The organism is Streptomyces sp. NPDC096339 (assembly GCF_044762985.1).
Taxonomy (GTDB): Bacteria; Actinomycetota; Actinomycetes; order Streptomycetales; family Streptomycetaceae; genus Streptomyces.
Genome location: NZ_JBIWFI010000017.1, coordinates 62,845 through 84,447, shown reverse-complemented (window position 1 = coordinate 84,447; position 21,603 = coordinate 62,845). Strand labels below are relative to the sequence as shown.

Genomic DNA, 21,603 nt, shown 5'->3' with positions numbered 1-21,603 from the left:
TTACGCGATGACGACCGCCGGAGAGATCATGCACGCCGGGGCCCAGTGGATCCCCGCCACCGAGACCCTGGACCGGGCCGCTCAGCTGATGGCCCGCCTCAACGTGGGCGCGCTGCCCATCAGCGACAAGACGGAACGGCTCTGCGGCATCCTGACCGACCGCGACATCGTGGTCGGCTGCGTGGCCAAGGGACACGATCCCGCGAAGGTCACCGCAGGTGAGATGGCCCAGGGCACACCGCGCTGGATCGACGCGAACGCGGACGTCTCCCAGGTGCTGGAGGAGATGCAGAGCCACCAGATCCGCCGGCTCCCCGTGATCAGGAACAAGAGGCTGGTCGGCATGATCAGCGAGGCCGACCTGGCCAAGCACCTCTCGGACGAGCAGATAGCCGGCTGGGCGGAGGCGGTCTACGCCCGCGGCTGATCCCCGCGGGCGACCGTTCGGAGCCCCGGCCGCCGCGCCGGGGCTCCACCCCTGAGGACCGCCCGGGCCACCTGGTCCGGGCGGTCCAGCATGACCAGGTGCCCGGCGGGCCCGGCGACCTCGAAGCGGGCGCCGAGGAGGTCGGCGAGCTCCGCCTGACGGTCGAGCCAGCGCAGGGCGCCACGGCTCCCGGAGCCGTCGTGACCCATGAGGACGGTCGCGAGCGCGGCCAGCGGATGGGCGTCGCGCAGGCCCGGCAGTTCGGCGGCGACGTCGATGTAGCGGGAGTTCTCCAGCAGCGCCCCCTGCCAGACGCGGCCGGTGCGGTAGCAGCGCCGTACGAGGTCACGCGCGGCCGGATCGGCCCCGCCGGTCCGCGACGCCCGTACGACGGCCCGCCGGGCGGCGGGGCCGAGCGCGGCGGGCACCCCGGCGGCGGTCACGACCCGGCCGAGGGCCCGGGCGGCGCGGGTACGCAGCGCCGCGGGTAGCAGGGCGCGCGGAGCCTCCTCGACGCTGGAGTCGACCAGCACCAGGGCGGCGGTCCGCTCGGGGTACAGCCGGGCGAAGGCCTCGGCGTGGAACCCGGCGATGGAATGCCCTACGACGGTGACGGGGCCAGGGCCGGAGCCGGGGCCGGAGCCGGAGCCGGAGCCGGGGCCGGAGCCGGGGCCGGAGCCGGAGCCGGAGCCGGAGCCGGGGCCGGAGCCGGGGCCCAGGCCGAGGGCGTCCAGGAGGCCCGCGATGCGGCGGGCCTCGCCCACGGCGGTCGGCGGCTCGGCGGCCGGGGCGCTGAGGCCGTGGCCGGGGCGGTCGAAGCGGACGACGGTGCGGCCCGCGGCGACGAGCAGCGCGGCGACCGCGTCCCAGTCGAACCAGGCCATGGCCAGCCCGGCGCTGAGCACGCACACCGGCCCCCGCCCCTCGACCACCACGTGCAGCGGGACCCCGTCCACCCGCACGAAACGTCCCGGAGAGCGCGGAGTGCTCGGAGTGCCCGGGGTGCTCGGAGTGCCGGTCACGTGCGGCGCTCCCGGTGGACGGAGCGGGCGAGCAGGCCCAGCCAGAGCGCCACGAACAGCACCTGGAGCCGCTGCCCGGCGCCCAGGGCCCAGGTGCCGTGCCCGGCCGTGAACAGGGTGATGGCCGTCAGGGTCCACGCGGTGGCGAGGAGTTCCAGGACGACGAGCGCCGGACCGTAGCGGGCCAGCGGCGCGAGCCGCCCGTAGCGCCGGGCGGCGACGGTGAGGGCCACGATCCCGACGAGGGCGCCGGTCATGGCGAGGCTGCTGCTGACGGCGTGGGCCTGATGGGTGGCGGGGACGAGCCCTGCGGTCTCCCGGGCCGCGCACACCGGGTCCGCGGTGGGCGTGCAGCTCAGCGGCAGCCAGGCGTCGGCGGCGGTGGCCGCGCCGAAGAGGGTGACTCCGGCCCAGCCGGCGACGGCCCAGGGGCGGCGGGACTCGATGCCGCGCAGCAACCGCAGGAGCGCCAGCAGCCCGCCGGCGAAGGCGAGCAGGCCGGCGCAGAAGTCGGTGGCCCGGAAGAGACCGCCGAGCGGCTGGTCCTGCGCGGCGAGCTCGCTCACGTACGTCTCGATGGGGTTGAGGCCGGTGGAGAGGACGACCTCGAGGACCCACGCGGTGTAGGCGGCGGCGCCGAGCCCGACCAGCACCGCCACCAGTGAGGCCGACGGCCAGGTCCGCCGGGCCGTGCGGGGCGGGGGGTCCGGCGTGGGGCCCGGGGTGGGGCCGGGCCGGGGACGCAGAGGGGGGCCATTGGTGGACATAGTGTGACTAATCCTATGCAGATCCGGGGTTTGATCCGGGGATCGGATACCCACCCGGGGTAGGGTTCCCGGCATGACGAGCAGAGCCCAGCGAGCCGCCACGTGGCCCCGGCCGCTGCTGCTCGCCGCGCTCCTGCTGGGCATCGTGACCATGAACGCCCTGGGCCATCCGACTGAGTCCCACGCCTCGGAGGACGCACCCGCCGCCCACTCCGTTGCCTCGGCGGGCCCACCCGGCCCGCCCGGTCCGCCCGGTCCGCCCGGTCCGCCCGGTCCGCCCGGTCCGCCCACGGACGGTGAGCCCGACGGCGCCCGGACCGAGCCCGAGTCCGACTGCCCCGCCGTGCTCACCGGACCCGTCGTGTTGTCCCTCGGCGCCGGACCGGCCGGCTCCCGCGATACCGCGCCGCTCGGGGGCGCGGCCCGCGTGCCGGTCCGGTCCGGCGGAGGACCCGACCCGCCGTCCCCCCGCGAGCCCCGCTGACCCCGCGCACCCCCGACCGGCCGTCCGCCCACCCGTCCGTCCCGCACGTTCAGGACCGGACCCGCGCCGTCGCCCCGGCATGCCCTCGCATACCTGCGCCCGCCCGCCCGCGGGCCCGCAGGCCGGCAGGCCCGGGCGGCGGCCGACGTGCTCGCCCCTCCCCCACACGACACCCACGAGGTACTTCCGTGCGCTCTCTCCCCTCCCGTCGCGCCGTTCTCGGCGCCTCCGCCTCCGCCGCCGCCCTCGCCGGCTCCGGGCTGCTCTCCGCCTGCGCCCGCACCGCCACGGACCGCGGCGCCGGGACCGACGGCGCGAACCGCGCCGCCGCCGGGGCGGCCGCCCCCGCCGACTACGTCGACCCGGCCGGGCCCGAGGTGCAGGCCGCCGAGGCCGCCCGCAAGGCCACCGGCCCGCTCACCGAGGTCAGGATCACCGCCACCGCCGGCTCCGTGGACCTCGGCGGCGGGCACGTCTTCCGCTCCTGGGCGTACGACGGCGAGGTACCGGGCCGGGAGGTACGGGCCACCGCGGGCGGCACGCTCTCCCTCACCCTCGCCAACAACCTCCCCGAGGCCACCTCCCTGCACTGCCACGGCCTGGCCATGCGCAACGACATGGACGGGGTCCCCGGCGTGACCCAGCGGGACATCGCCCCGGGCGGCTCCTTCACCTACAAGTTCGCCGTACCGACCCCGGGGACGTACCTGTTCCACCCGCACACCGGGGTCCAGCAGGACCGCGGCCTGTACGCGCCGCTGATCGTCGAGGACCCGAAGGAGCCCCTCTCCTACGACAAGGAGTGGGTGGTGGTCCTGGACGACTGGCTCGACGGGGTGGACGGCTCCACCCCGGACGCCGTGCTCGCCCGACTGCGCGGCGCGAACGGCCAGTCCGCGGGCGGCCACTCGGGCCACGGCACGACGCCCGCGGCCTCGCCCGCCGCATCACCCGCCGCCTCGCCGTCCGGCGGCGCCGGCCCCTCGCGCGTCCGCCTGCTCGGGGAGAGCGACGTACTCGGCAAGGACGTCGGCAACGTCGAGTACCCGTACTACCTGATCAACGGCAGGGCCGCGGACGACCCGTCCGTGTTCACCGCCCGGCCCGGGGACCGGATCCGGCTGCGCATCGTCAACGCGGGCGGGGACACCCCCTTCCGGATCGCCCTCGGCGGCCACGAACTGACGGTCACCCACACCGACGGCTACCCGGTGGAGCCCGCGAAGACCGGCTGCCTGCTGCTGGGCATGGGCGAGCGGTACGACGTACTCGTCACCGCGCAGGACGGGGTGTTCCCGCTCACCGCGCTGGCCGAGGGCAAGGGACAGTCGGCGTCGGCGCTCGCCGTGCTGCGCACCGGGTCGGGGCCGGCGCCGACCGCCGCGACGAGGCCGGCCGAGCTGGCCACCGCTCCGCTGATGGCGGACCGGCTCAAGGCCGCCGCGTCGGCGGCACTGCCCGCGCGCACCCCGGACCGTACGCTCTCGCTCCGGCTGACCGGCTCGATGACCCGCTTCAACTGGGCCTTCGACGGAGCCCCGTTCACCCCCGACCAGCGGCATCCGGTGAAGGCGGGAGAACGGGTGCGGCTGGAGTTCAGGAACCAGACGGCGATGTGGCACCCGGTGCACCTGCACGGGCACACGTACGCCCTGGGCGGCGGGACGGGCGCCCGCAAGGACACCGCGATCATCCTGTCGGGCGGAAGGCTGACGGTGGACTTCGACGCCGACAATCCCGGGCTGTGGATGCTGCACTGCCACAACGTGTACCACTCGGAGTCCGGGATGATGACGGTCCTCGGCTACGAGCGCTGAGTTCCGCCCGCCGGGAAATGCCGGCGGGGTGCCACCGGGGCCGTGGCAGGCTTGTGGTGATCACGACACAAGCCGCGACGAGCAGGAAGGACGCCTCCGCCCGCATGAGCACCCCGCCGAACCCGTCCGCCACGCCGACCGAGCCGGCCGGGACGCCCATACCGGAGACGGCCCCGGCACCACAGCCGTCGCCGTCCCCCGAGAACACCCCCGAGGCGACCCCGCCGCCGCAGGACACCCCGGGCCCGTCGCTGGAGAAGACCGCTGCCCCGGGCCCGGCCGCGTCACCGTCCGCGGAGGAGACTCCGGCGGCGAATCCGGCCGCCCCGGCCCCGGGACCCGCCGCCCCCGCCGCTTCGCCGTTCGCCCCACCGACGCCCGCGCCCCCGGCCGGCCCCGGTTTCGGCGCCCCCACGGCCCCCGGCGCCCCCGGCCCCTCCGCCCCCGCTCCCTTCCCCGGCAACCCGTGGGCCCAGCCCGGCCCCGGATACGGCGGCCCCGGATACGGCGCGCCCGGCTACCCGACGTACGCGCAACCCGCCCCCGCCACCGGCAACGGCCTGGCCGTCTCCGCCGCGATCGTCGGCGGCCTCGGCATCCTCATCGGCCTCGTCCCGCTCCTCTTCTGGGCCGGTTTCCTCCTCGGCCTGGTCGCCATCGGCCTCGGTATCGGCGCCATCGTCCGCGCCTCCAAGGGCGCCCCGCAGAAGACCCTGTCCATCGTCGGCACCGTCCTCGGCGTGGTCGCCCTGGCCGCCTCCGTCGGAGGCCTCTTCCTCACCGCCCTCTTCTTCGAGAAGACCGCCGACCGCCGGGCGGACGAGCGGGCGCAGCAGCGCCGGGAGCTCGACAAGCTCTTCCCCGACGCGGGGCCGTCGAAGTCGCCGAAGCCCTCCCAGGTCCCCGGCCTGAGCAGCGCGCTGCCCTTCGGCGAGACCTTCAGCTACGACAGCGGCGTGCAGGTGAGCCTCTCGGTGCCGACGAAGTACGAGCCGAAGGACGAACTCGCCCGCAAGGAGGTCAAGAACGCGATCCAGATCACGGTCACCATCACCAACGGCTCGAAGGAGCCGTACGAGGTCGGCTACCCCATGCCCAACGTCCGCGACGAACAGGGCATGACCGCCGATGACGTCATCGACTTCGGCGGCAACGTGCCGAAGCGGATCAAGGGCGCCATCATGCCGGGCCAGTCCGCCAAGGGCGTCGTGGCGTTCGAGGTGCCCAAGGGCACCAAGAACATCACCGCGGACATCACCATCGGATTCGACGCGAAAACCGTGAAGTACGCGGGACCCATCGGCTGAGGCGGGGCGCGGAAACGCGCGGGACCCAGGACATCGCGTCAGAAAGACGATTAGAGTGGGTCCCGTGCCTCAACTTCGTCTCGCTCTGAATCAGATCGACTCGCACGTCGGCAACATCACCGCCAACGCCGACTCCGTCGTCCACTGGACCCGGCACTCCGCCGAGCAGGGCGCCCATCTGGTGGCGTTCCCGGAGATGGTGCTGACCGGGTACCCCGTCGAGGACCTCGCCCTGCGCGAGTCCTTCGTCGAGGCCTCCCGCACCGCCCTGCGCGATCTGGCGGCGCGCCTCGCGGACAAGGGCTTCGGCGAGCTCCCCGTCGTCGTCGGCTACCTCGACCGCACCGAGAAGGCCACACCCCGGCTCGGCCGCCCGGCCGGTTCCCCGGAGAACGCGGCGGCGGTCCTGCACCGGGGCGAGGTCGCCCTGCGCTTCGCCAAGCACCACCTGCCCAACTACGGCGTGTTCGACGAGTTCCGGTACTTCGTGCCGGGCGACACGCAGCCGGTGATCCGGGTGCACGGCGTCGACGTGGCCCTGGCCATCTGCGAGGACCTCTGGCAGGAGGGCGGCCGGGTGCCCGCCACCCGCTCCGCCGGGGCCGGGCTGCTGATCTCGATCAACGCCTCCCCGTACGAGCGCAACAAGGACGACCTCCGCCTCGAACTGGTCCGCAAGCGCGCCCAGGAGGCCGGCTGCACCCTCGCCTACCTGGCCATGATCGGCGGCCAGGACGAGCTGGTCTTCGACGGCGACTCGATCGTCGTCGGCGCCGACGGCGAGGTCATCGCGCGCGCCCCGCAGTTCTCCGAGGGCTGCGTCCTGCTCGACCTCGACCTGCCGGCGGCGCGGGCCGACGCCCCCGAGGGCGTGGTCGACGACGGGCTGCGCATCGACCGGGTGATCCTCTCCGAGGAGCCCGCCCAGGCGCCCGAGGCCGTCGTCACCGGCGGTTACGCCGACCGGCTCGACGACGACGAGGAGATCTACGACGCGCTGGTCGTGGGCCTGCGCGCGTACGTCAGGAAGAACGGCTTCCGCTCCGTCCTGATCGGGCTCTCCGGCGGCATCGACTCGGCGCTGGTCGCCGCCATCGCCTGCGACGCGATCGGCGCGCAGAACGTGTACGGCGTCTCGATGCCCTCGAAGTACTCCTCGGAGCACTCCAAGGGCGACGCGGCCGACCTGGCGACACGGACCGGCCTGAACTTCCGGACCGTGTCGATCGAGCCGATGTTCGACGCGTACATGGGCTCGCTGGGCCTGACCGGTCTGGCGGAGGAGAACCTCCAGTCCCGGCTGCGCGGCACGACGCTGATGGCGCTCTCCAACCAGGAGGGCCACATCGTGCTGGCCCCGGGCAACAAGTCGGAGCTGGCCGTCGGTTACTCCACCCTGTACGGGGACTCGGTGGGCGCGTACGGCCCGATCAAGGACGTCTACAAGACGGACGTCTTCCGCCTGGCGCGGTACCGCAACCGGGCCGCCGCCGAGCGCGGGGAGACCCCGCCGATCCCGGAGAACTCGATCGTGAAGCCGCCGAGCGCCGAACTGCGCCCCGGCCAGGTGGACACGGACTCGCTGCCTGACTACCCGGTGCTCGACGCGATCCTGGCGCTGTACGTGGACCGCGACCAGGGCATCGAGGCCATCGTGGCGGCCGGCTTCGACCGGGAACTCGTCGCCAGGACCCTGCGGATGGTGGACACGGCCGAGTACAAGCGCCGCCAGTACCCGCCGGGCACGAAGATCTCCGCGAAGGGCTTCGGCAAGGACCGCCGGCTGCCCATCACGAACGGCTGGCGCGAGCACGCCTGACCGCTGCGCTCTGCTCCGACGGGAAGGGGGCCCCGCCGCTCGATGCGGCGGGGCCCCCTTCGCCCGTTGACGCGGGCCCGGCGCCGGCCGTACGCGCGGGCCCCGGCCGTGCGGTGCGGGAGCCCGGCGGTCGCGGCGTGCCCGCATCCGTGTCCGCGTGTCTACACCGTCACCCGCGCCGCGACCGGCAGGTGGTCGCTGCCCGTGCGCGGCAGGGTCCAGGACGCCTCCGGTTCGATCCCGCGGACCATGATCTGGTCGATCCTGGCCATCGGGAACTGGGCCGGCCAGCTGAAGCCGAAGCCATCGCCCGCCGCGCCCTGCGTGGAGCGCATCTGCGAGGTGACCTCGGACAGCGCGCGGTCGTTCATGGTGCCGTTGAGGTCGCCGAGCAGGATGGCCTTCTTCAGCGGTTCCGCGGCGAGCGCGGCGCCGAGCGCGTCCGCGCTGTTGTCGCGCTGGTTGGCGGTGAAACCGGCGTTCAGCTTGACCCGTACGGAGGGCAGGTGGGCGACGAAGACGGCGACCTGGTTGCCCGGGGCGGTCTCGACGGTGACGCGCATGGCCCGGGTCCAGCCCAGCTTGATGTCCACCGGCCGGCTCGCGGACAGCGGGTACTTGCTCCACACCCCGACGGTGCCCTCGACCGAGTGGTACTTGTACGTGCTGGCCAGGGACTCCTCGTAGACGGGGACGACGCTCCCCTTGAGTTCGGTCAGGGCCAGTACGTCGGCCCCGGACTTCGCGATCGACTCGGCGGTGCCGCGCGGGTCGGGGTTGTCGGCGTCGACGTTGTGGGTGGCGACGACGAGGTTCCCGCCGGGGCCGGACTTGTCGGTGACCAGACCGCCGAAGACGTTCACCCAGACCGCGGCCGTCAGCAGTATCGCGATCAGCGCGGTCGCGGACTTCCGCAGGACCGCCCCGACCAGCAGCAGCGGGACGGCCAGCCCCAGCCAGGGCAGGAAGGTCTCGGTGAGGCTGCCGAGGTTGCCCACGTCGTTGGGCAGCTGCGCGTGGAACACCATGACCAGGCTGAGCAGCACCGCGATCAGGGCCAGCACCCAGCCTCGCCGCCAGATCCCGGGGTCTCTGCGCAGTTCGGCCAGCCGGCGCCGGAAGCGGGACGCGGAGGGCTCGGGCTCCGAGCCGCCGTTCCCCGACTCCGTCATGTACGCCTGTGCCATGCCACTGCCCTCACTGCCGTGCTCGCGCTCCGTCCCCGCCCCTTGACCCTAGGCGATGACCGGAGCCTTCCGTGCCCTACGTCACGACCGCCTGACGCGGCCGTACATCCCGGAGGACGAACGGCCGTGCGGCACGGGTTCCGCTTGTTTCCGCTTGTCACGAAACGCGCACATTGCATCCTCCGCGCCCGGCGCGCTCCGCGCAGCACTTCCGCCTTTGGGCACGCGGATGCCACCATGGTGGGTGAGTCCGGGGACGCCGTAAGGGCGCCTCGAGATGACACAAGGAGCAGTTGCAATGACGCACGCCGTTTCGCCTGCCCGCGAACCCGCATCCGCCGCCTCCCCCACCCTGTACGGAGGCACGGGCACCCGGCGCATCACCGTCCGCGACCTGACCCTCGCCAAGGAACGCGGCGAGAAGTGGCCCATGCTCACCGCCTACGACGCGATGACCGCCTCCGTCTTCGACGAGGCCGGGATCCCGGTGATCCTCGTCGGCGATTCCATGGGCAACTGCCACCTGGGCTACGACACCACCGTTCCGGTGACGATGGACCAGATGACCATGCTGTCGGCCGCCGTCGTACGCGGCACGAGCCGGTCGCTGGTCGTCGGCGACATGCCGTTCGGGTCGTACCAGGAGGGCCCCGTCCAGGCGCTGCGCAGCGCCACCCGCCTCGTGAAGGAGGCCGGAGTCGGAGCGGTGAAGCTGGAGGGCGGCGAGCGCTCGCTGGCCCAGACCGAGCTGATCGTGCAGGCCGGCATCCCCGTCATGTCCCACCTGGGCCTGACCCCGCAGTCCGTCAACGCCATGGGCTACCGGGTCCAGGGCCGCGGCGACGAGGCCGCGCACCGGCTGCTTCGCGACGCGAAGGCCGCTCAGGACGCGGGAGCGTTCGCGGTGGTGCTGGAGCTGGTCCCGGCCGAGCTGGCCGCCGAGGTCACCCGGTCCCTGCACATCCCGACGGTCGGCATCGGCGCGGGCGCCGAGTGCGACGCGCAGGTGCTGGTGTGGACCGACATGATGGGCCTGACCGGCGGGAAGATGCCGAAGTTCGTCAAGCAGTACGCGAACCTCCGGCAGACCATGAACGACGCGGCGAAGGCCTTCGCCGAGGACGTGGTCGGAGGAGCGTTCCCGCAGGCGGAGCACGCCTTCCACTGATCGGGCGGTGCCCGACCGACAGCCCGCCGACGTCCCGTCGGCGGGCTGTCGCCTTCGTGTCGGTCCGCTGTCGGTCGTCTGTCAGTGGCGCCTGGTCCCATGGTGGACATGACGCGAAACGACAAGAACACCAACGCCGTCGAAGTGCGGGGGCTGGTGAAGCACTACGGCGACACCAAGGCGCTCGACGGGGTCGACCTGGACGTCCGCGAGGGCACCGTCCTCGGGGTCCTCGGGCCGAACGGCGCCGGCAAGACCACCCTGGTCCGCTGCCTGTCCACCCTGATCACCCCGGACGCCGGCACGGCGACGGTCGCGGGCTACGACGTGGTCCGCCAGCCGCGGCAGCTGCGCCGCACCATCGGCCTCACCGGCCAGTACGCCTCGGTCGACGAGAAGCTCTCCGGCTGGGAGAACCTCTACATGATCGGCCGGCTGCTGGACCTGTCCCGCAAGGACGCCCGGTCGCGCGCCGACGAGCTGCTGGAGCGCTTCTCGCTCACCGAGGCCGCCAAGAAGGCGGCCATGCACTACTCCGGCGGCATGCGGCGCCGGCTCGACCTGGCCGCCTCCATGATCGGCCGCCCGGCCGTGCTGTACCTGGACGAGCCGACCACCGGTCTGGACCCCCGCACCCGCAACGAGGTGTGGGACGAGGTGCAGCGGATGGTCGCCGAGGGGGCCACCGTCCTGCTCACCACCCAGTACATGGAGGAGGCCGAGCAGCTCGCGAGCGAGCTGACGGTCATCGACCGCGGCAAGGTCATCGCCAACGGCAAGGTCGACGAGCTGAAGGCCCGCGTCGGCGGCCGCACTCTGAGGATCCGTCCCGTGGACGCCTCCGACCTGCCGGGCATGGCGCGCTCGCTGGCCGAGGCCGGTCTCGACGGGGTGGCGGGCGCGCAGGCCGTCCCGGACGAGGGCGTGCTGCTGGTCCCGATCCTGAGCGACGAGCAGCTGACCGCCGTCGTCGGCCTGCTGGCCGCCCGCGGGTACGCGATCGCCGACCTCGGCACGTACCTGCCCAGCCTGGACGAGGTGTTCCTGTCGATCACCGGCCAGAAGCCCACCATCGAGACCCCTGAGGAGGTCGCGGCATGAGCACCGTAACCACGACGAAGCCCGCCGACACCGCGGCCGCCCCGGCGGCCGGTGCGGGCGCCCTGCCCGGCGAGGGCCGGATCGGCCTGCGGGCCAACCTGCGCCACATCGGCGCGCTCGTGCGCCGCAACGCGCTGCAGATCAAGCAGGACCCGGAGTCGATGTTCGACGCCGTGCTCATGCCGATCATCTTCACCCTGCTCTTCGTGTTCGTCTTCGGCGGCGCCATCTCCGGCAAGGGCAACCAGGAGGCGTACGTCAACTACGTCATCCCCGGCCTGATGGCCATGATGGGCATGAACATCTCGATGGCGGTCGGCACGGGCGTCAACGACGACTTCAAGAAGGGCGTCATGGACCGCTTCCGGTCCATGCCGATCGCCCGGTCCTCCGTGCTCCTCGCGAAGATCGTCGTCGAGGTCGGCCGGATGCTGGTCGCCATCGCGATCCTGCTCACCGTGGGCTTCATCCTGGGTCTGTCCATCAAGGGCTCGGTGCTGGACCTCTTCTACTCCATCGGCCTGTCCGCCGTCTTCGGCGCCTCGCTGATGTGGATCTTCATCCTGCTCGGTCTCACCATGAAGACGGCCCAGGCCGTCCAGGGCATGGCGATGCTGGTCCTGATGCCGCTGCAGTTCGGCAGCTCGATCTTCGCCCCGCCGACCACCATGCCGGGCTGGCTGCAGTCCTTCACCGACTACAACCCGCTGTCCAACCTCGCGGACGCGGCGCGCGCCCTGATCAACGGCACTCCGGTGGGCAACTCCGTGTGGATGACGCTGGGCTGGTCGCTCGCCATCACGGCGGTCACCATGCCCCTCGCGGTCCGCAAGTTCCGCCAGAAGACCTGATCCGGGTCGGCCGGTCCGTTCGGATCGCGTCCCGGACGGGCCCCTGACCGGGGGCCGGGTCAGACCAGGGCGGCGGCTTCCTCCAGGGTGAGGCCGCCGCCCTCGGCGTACGCGGCCTCGTAGGCGGCATCGCCCAGCGCCGCCCGTGCCAGCTCCTCGGCACGGGCGGCGTCCGCGCGTTCCGTGGTGACGGGGACGTGCGCGGGCGGCAGGTGCGTCCGGTACGCGCCGAGCAGCCGGGCCGCGTCGTACGTGCGCTCCGTACCGCCGAGGGAGGCCAGGGCGAGGGCCGCGGTCATCAGGTAGACGGCCCGCATGTGCGGGGCGACCATGGCGGCGAGCGGGTCCTGCATCTCGGCCAGGGCGTGCCGGAGCCGGCCGAGCGCCTCCTCGTGGCGGCCGTCCTCGTTGTCCAGCCACGCCATCGTGCCGAGCAGGAAGCCGTCGAAGAGGGCGTAGGCGCCGAAGGCGAACTCGTCGCGCAGCGTCTGGAGATGGGTGCGGGCCTCGTCCCTGCGGCCGGTGCGGCCGAGGACTCCGGCGAGGAACATCCGGGCGGCGGGCATGGCCTCGTTGCCGTAGTCCTGCGGGGCGGCGACGATCCCGGTGAGGATGGCCTCGGCCTCCTCCAGCCGGCCCATCTCGGCGAGGTTCCCCGCCATCCGCACCCGCAGCACCGTCACCTGCGCCTTGGCCCCGAGCCGCCCGGCGTGCTCGATCGCCGCCCGGTAGTCCTGGGTGGCCAGGTCGTACTGGCCGCGTTTCTCACGGGCCTCGGCCCGGGCGGAGAGTGCCTCGGCGCAGCCCCAGTCGTCGCCGAGCTCCCGGAAGACGGCCAGGCTCTCCTCCGCGTCGCGGGAGGCGTCGCCGGCCCAGTCGGCGCGGTTGGCGAGGATGTTGGCGCGCAGCTGGAGTGCGGAGCCGAGCTCCCAGCCGTAGCCGAGTGCGCGGGCGGCGTCGACGGTCTCGTCGATGACCCGTTTGAGCATCCCCGGGTCCCCCGCGATCATCACCGCGTAGATCCAGAGGGAGGCGGGGGTTCGGCAGGTCTGCGGGAGCCCGGGCCGGTAGACGGCGATCACCCCTTCGACCAGGGCCCGTACCTCCGGGGTGTTCCAGTTCTCGTTGGTCTGGTCGCGGGCCGCCAGCCGGACCAGGTGGACCGCGCGCCAGGCCTCGGCGAGCAGCTCGCCGCCGTACGGGGGCGGGTTGTCCACGAGCCGCTCGTACACGGGCTCGGCGGGTACGAAGGGCGGCGCGAAGGGGTCGGGGCCGAGGGCCGCGGCGGCCTCGGCCCAGTGCCGGGACTCGGCGCGCAGGTCGTGCATGTGCCAGTACCAGCCGAGGGAGTGGACGAGGCACAGCACCTCGTCGGCGTCGCGGGCGGCGACGGCGCGGCGCAGGGCGGTGCGCAGGTTCTCGTACTCGGAGGCGAGCCGGTCCGCGGCCGCGCGCTGGCCGCGTCCGCGGAGCAGCGGCTCGCAGGTGCGGGCCAGCTCGCGGTAGTGGACGAGGTGGCGGCGCTCGGTGTCCGCGCGGTCGGAGCCGGCCCCGGTGAGCTGCTCGGCGGCGTACTCCCCGACGGTCTCCAGCAGCCGGTAGCGCATGGCGGAGCCGTCGGGTCCGGGGGCCGCCACGACGAGGGACTTGTCGACGAGGGAGCCGAGCACGTCGGCGACGTCGTACGAGGGGTCCGCGCAGACGGCCTCGGCGGCGGCGAGGTCGCAGCCGCCGGCGAAGACGGAGAGCCTGCGCAGCACCGTGCGTTCGGGCTCGTCCAGCAGCTCCCAGGACCAGTCGACGACGGCCCGCAGGGTCTGCTGGCGGGGCAGCACGGTACGGGCGCCGCTGGTCAGGAGCCGGAAGCGGTCGTCGAGCCGGTCGGCGATCTGACGCGGCGTGAGCAACCGCAGCCGGGCGGCGGCGAGCTCGATGGCGAGGGGAAGGCCGTCGAGGCGACGGCAGATCTCCGCGGCGGCGGCCGGGTCGTCGTCGGCGCGGAACCCGGGCCGGGCGGCGGCGCCGCGGTCGCCGAGCAGCCGCAGGGCGACCGGGTCGGGCAGCGGCTCGACGGGCCGCAGGTTCTCCCCCGGCACACCGAGGGGTTCACGGCTGGTGGCGAGGATCTGCACGCCGGGGCAGCGGGCCAGGAGTTCCTCGGCGAGCCGGGCGGCGGCGTCGACGACGTGCTCGCAGTTGTCGAGCAGCAGCAGGAGCCGGCGCCGCGCGCAGTGCTCGGCGAGCCGGTCGAGGGGGTCGTCGCCGTGGCGGTCGGTCAGCACCCGCAGTTCCTCGGTGGCGGCGCCGCGCAGCTTGGTCTCGCGGGCGCCGAGCGCGGCGAGCGCGGCTTCGGCGACGTCCTCCGGGTCGTCCACCGGGGCCAGCTCCACGAGCCACACACCGTCGGGCCAGTGGCCCCGGACGGCGTGCGCCTCGGCGGCCTCCTGCGACAGCCGCGTCTTCCCGGCTCCGCCGGGCCCGAGCAGAGTGACGAGCCGGGCCCGCGCGAGGTCCTCCCCGATGACCCCGATGTCGTCCTCCCGCCCCACGAAGGTGGTCAGCCTGGCCCGCAGGTTGCCTCCGGCGGCGGGCGGGTGGGGGCGGTCCTGCCCGAGGCCGGCCGGGGCCCGCACCCCGGACCCGCCGACGGCATCCGCGGCGGCGGCATGCGCCCCGGACCGGGCGGGGTCCGGGTGCCCGGCGGCGCCGGGACCGGGGTACGGGGCCCGACCCGGGTGCCCGGCCGCGCCGGGGGCCGTGCCGGGTTCGGCGTACGGGTATCCGCCCTGCCCGGCCGCCGGCCAGGGCTCGGGCGGGGCGAGGAGTTCGGCGTGGAGGGCGCGCAGGGCCGGGCCGGGGTCCGCGCCCAGCCTGTCGGCAAGGTCGCGGCGTACGGCCTCGTACGCGGCCAGCGCCTCCGCCGGGCGGCCCGCGTCGCGCAGGGCGCGGATCCGCAGGGCCTGGAGCGGTTCGTCCAGCGGCTGCTGCGCGCACAGGGCGGTCAGCTCGGGCAGGACCTGCTCGGCCCGGCCCAGGGCGAGGGCCGCGGAGAGCCGGCCCCGGCGCGCGTCGGACCGTACGGCCTCCCAGCGCGCGGCCTCGGCGGCCGGGTCGGGCAGGTCCGCGAGCGCGGGCCCGCGCCACAGGGCGAGGGCCTCGTCGTACAAGGCGGCGGCCTTGGCGGCGTCCCCCGCGGCCAGCGCCGACTCCCCGCCCCGGGCGAGGCGTTCGAAGCGGTACAGGTCGACGTCCTCCCGGTCGGCGGCCAGCTGGTAGCCGCCGTCCGCGGAGCGCACGGCCCCGTGCCCGAGCGCCCGCCGCAGCCGCGCGACCAGGGCTTGCAGGGCGGCCACGGCGTCGGCCGGCGGGTCGCCGTCCCACACCTGGTCGACCAGGAGGTGCGCCGGCACCGCCCGGTCCGGCCGCAGCGCGAGCGCGGTCAGCAGCGCCCGCAGGCGCGCTCCGCCGACGGCGACGGGGGTCCCGTCGTCGCGGATGGCCTGGGTGGTGCCGAGGATCGCGTAATGCACCGGCCCATTGTCCCCGTACCGGCCCCCGGCCCCGACTCCATTTCCGTACGGGTGCCGGGATAGGTTTCGCCGCATGGGTCATCAGGGCAGCCGCGGCGAGCGGCGCATCAGTTCCGTGTTCCTCGGCATCGTCGCCGTCATGGCGGTCACCGGCTGGGCGGTGTGGACCCAGTACGCGACGAGCACCGGTCTCGCCGTCTTCCTCTTCGTGACCTCGGCGTGGGTCGTCTCCCTCTGCCTGCACGAGTACGCGCACGCCCGCACCGCCCTGCACGGCGGCGACCTGACGGTGGGGGCCAAGGGCTACCTGACGCTGAACCCGCTCAAGTACACGCACGCGCTGCTGAGCATCATCCTGCCGGTGCTGTTCGTGATCATGGGCGGGCTGGGCCTGCCCGGCGGCGCCGTGTACATCGAGCGCGGCCGGATCCGGGGCCGCTGGAAGCACAGCCTCATCTCGGCGGCGGGCCCGCTGACCAACGTGGCCTTCGCCGTCGTGTGCACGGCCCCGTTCTGGCTGGACGCCCTCGACGGCGTGCCGTGGCCCTTCCGCTTCGCGCTCGCCTTCCTCGCCCTGCTCCAGGTCTCGGCGGCGATCCTGAACTTCCTGCCGGTACCGGGCCTGGACGGCTACGGGATCATCGAGCCGTGGCTCTCGTACAACGTCCGCCGCCAGGTGGAGCCGCTGGCGCCGTTCGGCCTGATCGTCGTCTTCGCCCTGCTGTGGATCCCGGAGGTCAACGCCTTCTTCTTCGGCGCGGTGAGCGGCGTGCTGTCCGGGCTCGGCGTCTCGGAGCTGGAGACCTACTGCGGCCACGACCTCTACCGCTTCTGGCAGGACACCAACGGCCTGTGCGCGGTCCCGAGGTAGGGGCTACGAGCTGCGCGTGGCCTTCTCGGCCTTCGCCTTGCGCTGGTAGTACCAGGCCATGTTGGACGTGAGGCCCGCGAGCAGCACCCACACGATCCCGATGAAGTTGCCCTGGACGAAGGCGACGACGGCCGCGGCGGTCGCGAGGACGCAGACGACGACGGCGAAGACGGCAAGGCGGGGCATGGGGGGAACTCCTCGGAAACACTGAAGGGGGTCGAGCCCTCCCAGTGTCCCCCATGCCCCGCAGTGCTCCGGTAAAGACGGGGACGGATCGGGCGAGGGATCACATTCGGCCAATTTCGTCTTTACGCGATCTTCCACGCGGCTCGGCGTTTACGGTACGCCCGTACACGCTGAGCCGGGGGGAAACACATGCAAGAGATCGTCAAGGGCGCGAACGTCAGTCTGACCGCTCTGAGCGAGGACGCCGGTTCGGTCGTCGTGAGTCTGAGCTGGACCAGTGCCACCGGGGCCGGGGACGCCGACGTGTCGGTGCTGCTGGTGGACGAGAACGGCAAGGTCCGCAGCGAGAACGACTTCTACTTCTACAACAACCCCGCCGCGGCCGACGGGAGCGTACAGCTCCTGGGCAAGACGCCGACCGAGAACGGCGACGAGGACCGCATCGGCGTGGACCTGACGGCGGTACCGCTGGACGTCGCACGCATCGTGGTGGCGGCCAGCCAGTACGCGGGCGCGTCGTTCGGCGACCTCGACGACCTGCGGATGACCGTCGCGGACCGCTCCGGCGAGCCGCTGGTCGGGTTCTCCATCGAGGACGCGGGCGTGGAGACCGCCTTCATCTTCGGCGAGCTGTACCGGCGGGGCGAGGAGTGGAAGTTCCGCGCCGTGGGGCAGGGCTACGAGACGGGTCTGGCGGGTCTGGCCACCGACTTCGGCATCACCGTCCTGGAGGAGGCCGACGAGCCCGGGGCACTCGCGGAAGCGGGAGAGGCCGAAGGGGCCGAAGAGGTCGAAAAGACCGGAGAGGCCGCAGAGACCGCGGAGGCCGCACAGGTCACGGAGGCCGCCGCGGCCGCCGTACCCGAGACCGCTCCCGCCGCGCCGAGCGGGACGGACTCCCCCGCCGAGCCCCCCGCGACCCCCACCGCCACACCCACCGTGCCCGCCCAGACCCGTGGCCGTGGCCCGCGCACCACCAAGAAGAAGATCACCCTGCCCAAGGTGGCCAAGAAGTCCCTTGCGGAGAACGACACCTGGCGCACCGCCCGGCTGTTCCCGGTCCCGACCCTCAAGAGCGACAGGGAGCGCGAGGTACGGGCGACCTCCGTGCTGCTGTCCGTCATGGCGCAGGTCCCGGAGTTCGGCCGCCGCCTCACCGCCGCCTTCGGTGCGCCGGCCGGTCGGATGCAGACCTTCACCGAGGTGTCCCTTCCGCACGGCGACGCCCCGAAGCGGCCGGACGGCGTGATCCGCGTGGAGCGCGCGGGGAAGCTGTGGACGGCGCTCGTGGAGACGAAGACGAACGGCAACCCGCTCAAGGCCGAGCAGGTGCAGGCGTACATGGACATCGCCGCGCGCCGCGGCTACGAGGCCGTGATCACCCTGTCGAACGACGTGGCCCTCGAAGGGACCGCGATGGTCGACATCAAGGTCGACGGGCGGCGCAAGCACAAGGTGGGCCTCTGGCACCTGTCGTGGGCCGAGGTGGCCCACCAGGCGCAGATGCTGATCCGCCACGAGGGCGTGGGCAACGCCGCCCACGCCTGGCTCCTCCAGGAGCTCCTGGAGTACCTCCAGCACGAGAACTCGGGCTGCCACGGGTTCCAGAACATGGGCCCCGCCTGGGTACCGGTCCGCAACGGCATCGAGGACGAGACCCTCGCCCTCGGCGACGGCCGCGCGGTCGAGGTCGTGGAGAGCTGGGAGCGGCTCGTCCGCCAGGTCTGCCTGCGCCTTGGCGGGGAACTCGGCCAGAAGGCGCTGCCCGTCCAGCGCGCCCGCCGGGGCAGCGACGCGCGGGCCCGCCGGGTCGAGGCGGCCGAGCGGCTGTGCGCGGAGGGCCGGCTCTCCGCCGAGCTGCGCATCGAGGGCACCAGCAGCGTCATCGCCGTCGTCGCCGACCTGCGGACCGGGAAGGTGCGCACGTCCGTGGACGTCCCCGCGCCGGAGGGCTCGTACCCGCTGGTCATCGTCAAGCGGCTGCTGCGGCTCCTCGACGGGGCGCCGGCGGACCTGCACGTGCAGAGCCTCGTCGGCGAGGGGAACGGGCCGCGCGGCACGCTGGAGCGGTTGCGCCCGGAGCCGGGCGATCTGCTGCCGGTGAGCGGGGCCGCGCTCACCGGTTTCCGGCTGACGTTGGTCAAGGGGATGGGGGCCGGCCGGGGCAATACGGAGTCCGGGTTCATCCGCAGCGTCGACGAGGCCGTGGACCGCTTCTACCAGGGCGTGGTGGCGCACCTGGGCTCGGCCGAGGCACGCCCGGGCCGCCGGGGCTGAGCCCGGCGGCGGCGGGGCCGAGCCCGGCGGCGGGACCGCGCGGGTCAGACGTCCGTGATGCGCAGGCCCGCGTGGGCCTTGTAGCGGCGGTTCGTCGAGATCAGGTTCGCGACCAGGGATTCGACCTGGTGGGCGTTGCGCAGGCGGCCCGCGAAGACTCCGCGCATGCCCGGGATGCGGGCGGCGAGGGCCTGGACGAGGTCGGTGTCGGCGCGGGATTCGCCGAGGACCATCACGTCGGTGTCGATCTCTTCGATGGACTCGTCCTGGAGGAGGACCGCCGAGAGGTGGTGGAAGGCGGCGGTGACCCGGGAGTCCGGGAGCAGCGCCGCGGCCTGCTGGGCGGCGCTGCCTTCCTCGACCCGGAGGGCGTACGCGCCCTGCTTGTCGAAGCCGAGGGGGTTGACGCAGTCCACGACGAGCTTGCCCGCGAGGTCCTCGCGCAGGGCTTCGAGGGTCTTGGCGTGGCCCTCCCACGGCACGGCGATGATGACGATGTCGCTGCGGCGCGCGCACTCGGCGTTGTCGGCTCCCTCCACGCCGAGGCCCAGTTCCTCGGCGGCGGTCCGCGCGCGGTCGGCGGCGCGGGAGCCGATGATCACCTTCTGGCCGGCCCGGGCGAGCCGGTAGGCGAGGCCGCGGCCCTGGTCGCCGGTGCCGCCGAGGACGCCGACGACGAGGCCGGAGACGTCCGGGAGCTCCCAGGGGTCCTTGGCCGGCGGCTTCTGCGTGTTGTCCGATGAAGTCGAGGAAGTCATGGGGGCGAGGGTACTGCCGAGTAGGCGACAGTCGAAGGGTCGGCAAGGGGGAGGAACGGGTGGGAAGCGGTCACATTCACGCCATTCATACGGCAGGATGCCGCCTATGGATGCCGTGAGAGTCGCGCTGCTGCGGGAGGTGCTCGCCGGAACGCAGTGGCCGGGGGCCGCGCGGCGCTTCGCCGGGGTGCTGCGGCGTTCGGTCGTGCCCGCCGGAGGGAACCTGCTGCTGGTGGGGACCGAGAGCTACGAGCCCTGGCACCTGGCGGCGCACCTGGTGGACGAGGCCGCCTGGTCGGGTCTGCCGGAGCTGGCACCCACACTCGTGCGCCACCGGGTGCTGCCCGGGGAGCCGCCGCACCTGTCGGTGGGGCTGAGCAGGCTGGAGGCGGCCCGGCGCGGGCACACGCTGCTGGTGGTGGCTCCGCGGGAACCGGGCGAGGGGCTGCTGGAGCGGGTGCACGACGCCCGGCGCGCGGGGGCGACCGTACTGTCCCTGGACGGCGGGGACCCGGACCTGGGCACGCTGGCGCACGACGCGCTGTCCGTGCCGGACGGGGCCGCCGAGCTGGATCTGGACACCGTGCAGCACCTGGTCAGCGCGGCGGCCGGGGAGAACAGCCTGCCGGTGCAGCGCGGGCCGCGCCGGTTCCGGGACCGGCTGGCGCGGTTGGCGGACCAGCTGACCGCACCGCCGCCCAGCCGCTGGTAGCGGCCGCGTCCGGGGCCGTCCGCCGCCCGGCCCGACGGCACCGCCGGAGACCGGGCACCGCCCGAGACCGGCCGCGGCCCGGCGGGCCCTCCCCGTCCCGACCGGGCTCCGCCCGGGCGCCCGGGCCGCTACGGCGTCGCCGTGCCCTCGTCCTCTTCGCGGGACTTGTCGTTCCACTTGGGGTCGTTCTGCCATTCGAGGTTGCGTTCCTGCGCCGACTCCATGGCGTGGGCCGCTTCCTCCGGGCTCCCGTACGGACCGAAGCGGTCCTTGGCGGGGCACTCGGGGCCTTCCTCCACCTTCTTGTGGACCAGGCAGTAGTACCACTCGCCCGGTTTGCCCACCTGGCGCTTCTTGAACAGGGCCATCGCTTTCGGGCTCCTCTCGATACCGCCGTCAGGCGCTCTCTGCCGCCATGCTGCCCCATCCCCGCTGGATACACTCGCATGCATGTCTGGCCAGTCGCTGCTCGTACCAGGCGAGCTCTCTCCCGCCCGTTCCGTTCCCGGAAACATCCGCCGGCCCGAGTACGTGGGCAAGCCCATGCCCACGCCGTACACCGGACCGGAGGTGCAGTCGGCCGAGACCATCGAGGCCATGCGCATCGCCGGCCGGATCGCCGCCCAGGCGATGGAAGAGGCCGCCAAGCTGATCGCCCCGGGGGTGACCACCGACGAGCTGGACCGGGTCGCGCACGAGTACATGTGCGACCACGGCGCCTACCCGTCGACCCTCGGCTACCGGGGCTTCCCCAAGTCCCTGTGCTCCTCGGTCAACGAGGTCATCTGCCACGGGATCCCCGACTCCACCGTCCTGCGCGACGGCGACATCGTGAACCTCGACGTGACCGCGTACATCGGCGGGGTCCACGGCGACAACAACGCCACCTACCTGTGCGGGGAGGTGGACGAGGAGTCGCGGCTGCTGGTGGAGCGGACGCGCGAGGCGCTGAACCGGGCCATCAAGGCGGTCAAGCCCGGCCGCCAGATCAACATCATCGGCCGCGTCATCGAGTCGTACGCGAAGCGCTTCGGCTACGGCGTGGTCCGGGACTTCACCGGCCACGGCATCAACTCGTCCTTCCACTCCGGCCTGATCATCCCGCACTACGACAGCCCGCACGCCACCACCGTCATCGAGCCCGGGATGACCTTCACCATCGAGCCGATGCTGACGCTGGGCACCCACGAGTACGACATGTGGGCGGACGGCTGGACGGTCGTCACGAAGGACCGCAAGCGGACCGCGCAGTTCGAGCACACCCTGGTGGTGACGGACAGCGGGGCGGAGATCCTGACCCTGCCGTAGCGGCCCCGCCG

At 73.5% G+C, this 21,603-nt stretch carries 19 protein-coding genes; 12 read left to right on the top strand and 7 right to left on the bottom strand.

Annotated features, from left to right (window positions below; all coding sequences use genetic code 11):
- Positions 1-7: 7 nt before the first annotated feature.
- Positions 8-427 (top strand): CBS domain-containing protein, encoded by a 420-nt coding sequence (locus tag ACIQ5Y_RS22120; RefSeq protein WP_403882903.1) that lies wholly within the window; start codon positions 8-10, stop codon positions 425-427.
- Here ACIQ5Y_RS22120 and ACIQ5Y_RS22115 read toward each other — a convergent pair.
- Together ACIQ5Y_RS22115 and ACIQ5Y_RS22110 are read right to left on the bottom strand one after the other, a co-directional pair.
- On the bottom strand, positions 412-1,449 hold the full coding sequence (locus ACIQ5Y_RS22115; protein WP_403882901.1) for an alpha/beta fold hydrolase: 1,038 nt from the start codon (positions 1,447-1,449) through the stop codon (positions 412-414). The two genes, ACIQ5Y_RS22120 and ACIQ5Y_RS22115, sit on opposite strands and share 16 nt — an antisense overlap.
- The gene (locus tag ACIQ5Y_RS22110; protein WP_403883091.1) at positions 1,446-2,099 is read right to left on the bottom strand and encodes a DUF998 domain-containing protein; all 654 of its coding nucleotides are present in this window, start codon (positions 2,097-2,099) and stop codon (positions 1,446-1,448) included. Before ACIQ5Y_RS22110 ends, ACIQ5Y_RS22115 begins: the two co-directional genes overlap by 4 nt.
- 190 nt (positions 2,100-2,289) lie before the next feature.
- On the opposite strand from ACIQ5Y_RS22110, the gene ACIQ5Y_RS22105 reads away from it, so the two are divergent.
- The 4 genes from ACIQ5Y_RS22105 (at position 2,290) to ACIQ5Y_RS22090 (ending at position 7,643) form a co-directional block, all read left to right on the top strand.
- Positions 2,290-2,700, top strand: a complete 411-nt coding sequence (locus ACIQ5Y_RS22105) for a hypothetical protein (protein ID WP_403882898.1) — start codon at positions 2,290-2,292, stop codon at positions 2,698-2,700.
- Positions 2,701-2,888: 188 nt separating this feature from the next.
- Positions 2,889-4,517: a multicopper oxidase family protein gene (locus tag ACIQ5Y_RS22100; RefSeq protein WP_403882895.1), complete on the top strand. Its 1,629-nt coding sequence runs from the start codon at positions 2,889-2,891 to the stop codon at positions 4,515-4,517.
- Positions 4,518-4,621: 104 nt separating this feature from the next.
- Entirely contained in the window at positions 4,622-5,824 is a 1,203-nt protein-coding gene (locus tag ACIQ5Y_RS22095) for a DUF4190 domain-containing protein (protein WP_403882892.1), read from the top strand.
- 64 nt (positions 5,825-5,888) lie between these two features.
- Entirely contained in the window at positions 5,889-7,643 is a 1,755-nt protein-coding gene (locus ACIQ5Y_RS22090; RefSeq protein ID WP_403882889.1) for an NAD+ synthase, read from the top strand.
- A gap of 161 nt (positions 7,644-7,804) precedes the next feature.
- Here ACIQ5Y_RS22090 and ACIQ5Y_RS22085 read toward each other — a convergent pair whose 3' ends face one another.
- Positions 7,805-8,830, bottom strand: coding sequence for an endonuclease/exonuclease/phosphatase family protein (locus tag ACIQ5Y_RS22085; RefSeq protein WP_403882886.1), 1,026 nt, complete (start codon positions 8,828-8,830; stop codon positions 7,805-7,807).
- A gap of 298 nt (positions 8,831-9,128) precedes the next feature.
- Here ACIQ5Y_RS22085 and panB point away from each other — a divergent pair, with 298 nt between their 5' ends.
- From panB to ACIQ5Y_RS22070, 3 genes are all read left to right on the top strand, one after another.
- Positions 9,129-9,998 carry a 3-methyl-2-oxobutanoate hydroxymethyltransferase gene (gene panB / locus ACIQ5Y_RS22080; RefSeq protein WP_403882883.1) on the top strand — a complete coding sequence of 290 codons (870 nt, stop codon included), beginning with the start codon at positions 9,129-9,131 and terminating at the stop codon, positions 9,996-9,998.
- 99 nt (positions 9,999-10,097) lie between these two features.
- Positions 10,098-11,099, top strand: coding sequence for an ATP-binding cassette domain-containing protein (locus tag ACIQ5Y_RS22075; RefSeq protein ID WP_403882880.1), 1,002 nt, complete (start codon positions 10,098-10,100; stop codon positions 11,097-11,099).
- The gene (locus tag ACIQ5Y_RS22070) at positions 11,096-11,950 is read left to right on the top strand and encodes an ABC transporter permease (RefSeq protein WP_403882877.1); all 855 of its coding nucleotides are present in this window, start codon (positions 11,096-11,098) and stop codon (positions 11,948-11,950) included. Before ACIQ5Y_RS22075 ends, ACIQ5Y_RS22070 begins: the two co-directional genes overlap by 4 nt.
- Before the next feature lie 59 nt (positions 11,951-12,009).
- Here the strand turns inward: ACIQ5Y_RS22070 and ACIQ5Y_RS22065 are convergent, their stop codons facing one another.
- Positions 12,010-15,480 carry an AfsR/SARP family transcriptional regulator gene (locus ACIQ5Y_RS22065; protein WP_403882874.1) on the bottom strand — a complete coding sequence of 1,157 codons (3,471 nt, stop codon included), beginning with the start codon at positions 15,478-15,480 and terminating at the stop codon, positions 12,010-12,012.
- 73 nt (positions 15,481-15,553) lie between these two features.
- On the opposite strand from ACIQ5Y_RS22065, the gene ACIQ5Y_RS22060 reads away from it, so the two are divergent.
- Positions 15,554-16,351 (top strand): site-2 protease family protein, encoded by a 798-nt coding sequence (locus tag ACIQ5Y_RS22060; protein WP_403882871.1) that lies wholly within the window; start codon positions 15,554-15,556, stop codon positions 16,349-16,351.
- A 3-nt stretch (positions 16,352-16,354) separates the two neighbouring features.
- Here ACIQ5Y_RS22060 and ACIQ5Y_RS22055 read toward each other — a convergent pair whose 3' ends face one another.
- A complete protein-coding gene (locus tag ACIQ5Y_RS22055; protein ID WP_403882868.1) occupies positions 16,355-16,537 on the bottom strand; it encodes a hypothetical protein in 183 nt (60 codons plus the stop codon).
- Between the two features lie 189 nt (positions 16,538-16,726).
- On the opposite strand from ACIQ5Y_RS22055, the gene ACIQ5Y_RS22050 reads away from it, so the two are divergent.
- Positions 16,727-18,814 (top strand): TerD family protein, encoded by a 2,088-nt coding sequence (locus ACIQ5Y_RS22050; RefSeq protein ID WP_403882865.1) that lies wholly within the window; start codon positions 16,727-16,729, stop codon positions 18,812-18,814.
- Between the two features lie 44 nt (positions 18,815-18,858).
- On the opposite strand, the gene npdG is transcribed toward ACIQ5Y_RS22050, so the two are convergent.
- The gene (gene npdG, locus ACIQ5Y_RS22045) at positions 18,859-19,572 is read right to left on the bottom strand and encodes an NADPH-dependent F420 reductase (RefSeq protein WP_403882862.1); all 714 of its coding nucleotides are present in this window, start codon (positions 19,570-19,572) and stop codon (positions 18,859-18,861) included.
- Between the two features lie 106 nt (positions 19,573-19,678).
- On the opposite strand from npdG, the gene ACIQ5Y_RS22040 reads away from it, so the two are divergent.
- Complete coding sequence (locus ACIQ5Y_RS22040; protein ID WP_403882859.1) at positions 19,679-20,284, top strand: hypothetical protein; 606 nt, start codon at positions 19,679-19,681, stop codon at positions 20,282-20,284.
- A gap of 128 nt (positions 20,285-20,412) precedes the next feature.
- On the opposite strand, the gene ACIQ5Y_RS22035 is transcribed toward ACIQ5Y_RS22040, so the two are convergent.
- Positions 20,413-20,652: a hypothetical protein gene (locus ACIQ5Y_RS22035; RefSeq protein ID WP_403882856.1), complete on the bottom strand. Its 240-nt coding sequence runs from the start codon at positions 20,650-20,652 to the stop codon at positions 20,413-20,415.
- An 82-nt stretch (positions 20,653-20,734) separates the two neighbouring features.
- Here ACIQ5Y_RS22035 and map point away from each other — a divergent pair, with 82 nt between their 5' ends.
- Positions 20,735-21,592 (top strand): type I methionyl aminopeptidase, encoded by an 858-nt coding sequence (gene map / locus ACIQ5Y_RS22030; RefSeq protein WP_403882853.1) that lies wholly within the window; start codon positions 20,735-20,737, stop codon positions 21,590-21,592.
- Positions 21,593-21,603: the final 11 nt, after the last annotated feature.

Excerpts from the sequence above, each read along its gene's own strand:
- ACIQ5Y_RS22120 (WP_403882903.1), top strand. The coding sequence starts at position 8 with ATGACGACCGCCGGAGAGATCATGCACGCCGGGGCCCAGTGGATCCCC.
- ACIQ5Y_RS22105 (WP_403882898.1), top strand. The coding sequence starts at position 2,290 with ATGACGAGCAGAGCCCAGCGAGCCGCCACGTGGCCCCGGCCGCTGCTG.
- ACIQ5Y_RS22095 (WP_403882892.1), top strand. The coding sequence starts at position 4,622 with ATGAGCACCCCGCCGAACCCGTCCGCCACGCCGACCGAGCCGGCCGGG.
- ACIQ5Y_RS22085 (WP_403882886.1), bottom strand. The coding sequence starts at position 8,830 with ATGGCACAGGCGTACATGACGGAGTCGGGGAACGGCGGCTCGGAGCCC.
- panB (WP_403882883.1), top strand. The coding sequence starts at position 9,129 with ATGACGCACGCCGTTTCGCCTGCCCGCGAACCCGCATCCGCCGCCTCC.
- ACIQ5Y_RS22075 (WP_403882880.1), top strand. The coding sequence starts at position 10,098 with ATGGTGGACATGACGCGAAACGACAAGAACACCAACGCCGTCGAAGTG.
- ACIQ5Y_RS22070 (WP_403882877.1), top strand. The coding sequence starts at position 11,096 with ATGAGCACCGTAACCACGACGAAGCCCGCCGACACCGCGGCCGCCCCG.
- ACIQ5Y_RS22060 (WP_403882871.1), top strand. The coding sequence starts at position 15,554 with ATGGGTCATCAGGGCAGCCGCGGCGAGCGGCGCATCAGTTCCGTGTTC.
- ACIQ5Y_RS22055 (WP_403882868.1), bottom strand. The coding sequence starts at position 16,537 with ATGCCCCGCCTTGCCGTCTTCGCCGTCGTCGTCTGCGTCCTCGCGACC.
- ACIQ5Y_RS22050 (WP_403882865.1), top strand. The coding sequence starts at position 16,727 with ATGCAAGAGATCGTCAAGGGCGCGAACGTCAGTCTGACCGCTCTGAGC.
- npdG (WP_403882862.1), bottom strand. The coding sequence starts at position 19,572 with ATGACTTCCTCGACTTCATCGGACAACACGCAGAAGCCGCCGGCCAAG.
- ACIQ5Y_RS22040 (WP_403882859.1), top strand. The coding sequence starts at position 19,679 with ATGGATGCCGTGAGAGTCGCGCTGCTGCGGGAGGTGCTCGCCGGAACG.
- ACIQ5Y_RS22035 (WP_403882856.1), bottom strand. The coding sequence starts at position 20,652 with ATGGCCCTGTTCAAGAAGCGCCAGGTGGGCAAACCGGGCGAGTGGTAC.
- map (WP_403882853.1), top strand. The coding sequence starts at position 20,735 with ATGTCTGGCCAGTCGCTGCTCGTACCAGGCGAGCTCTCTCCCGCCCGT.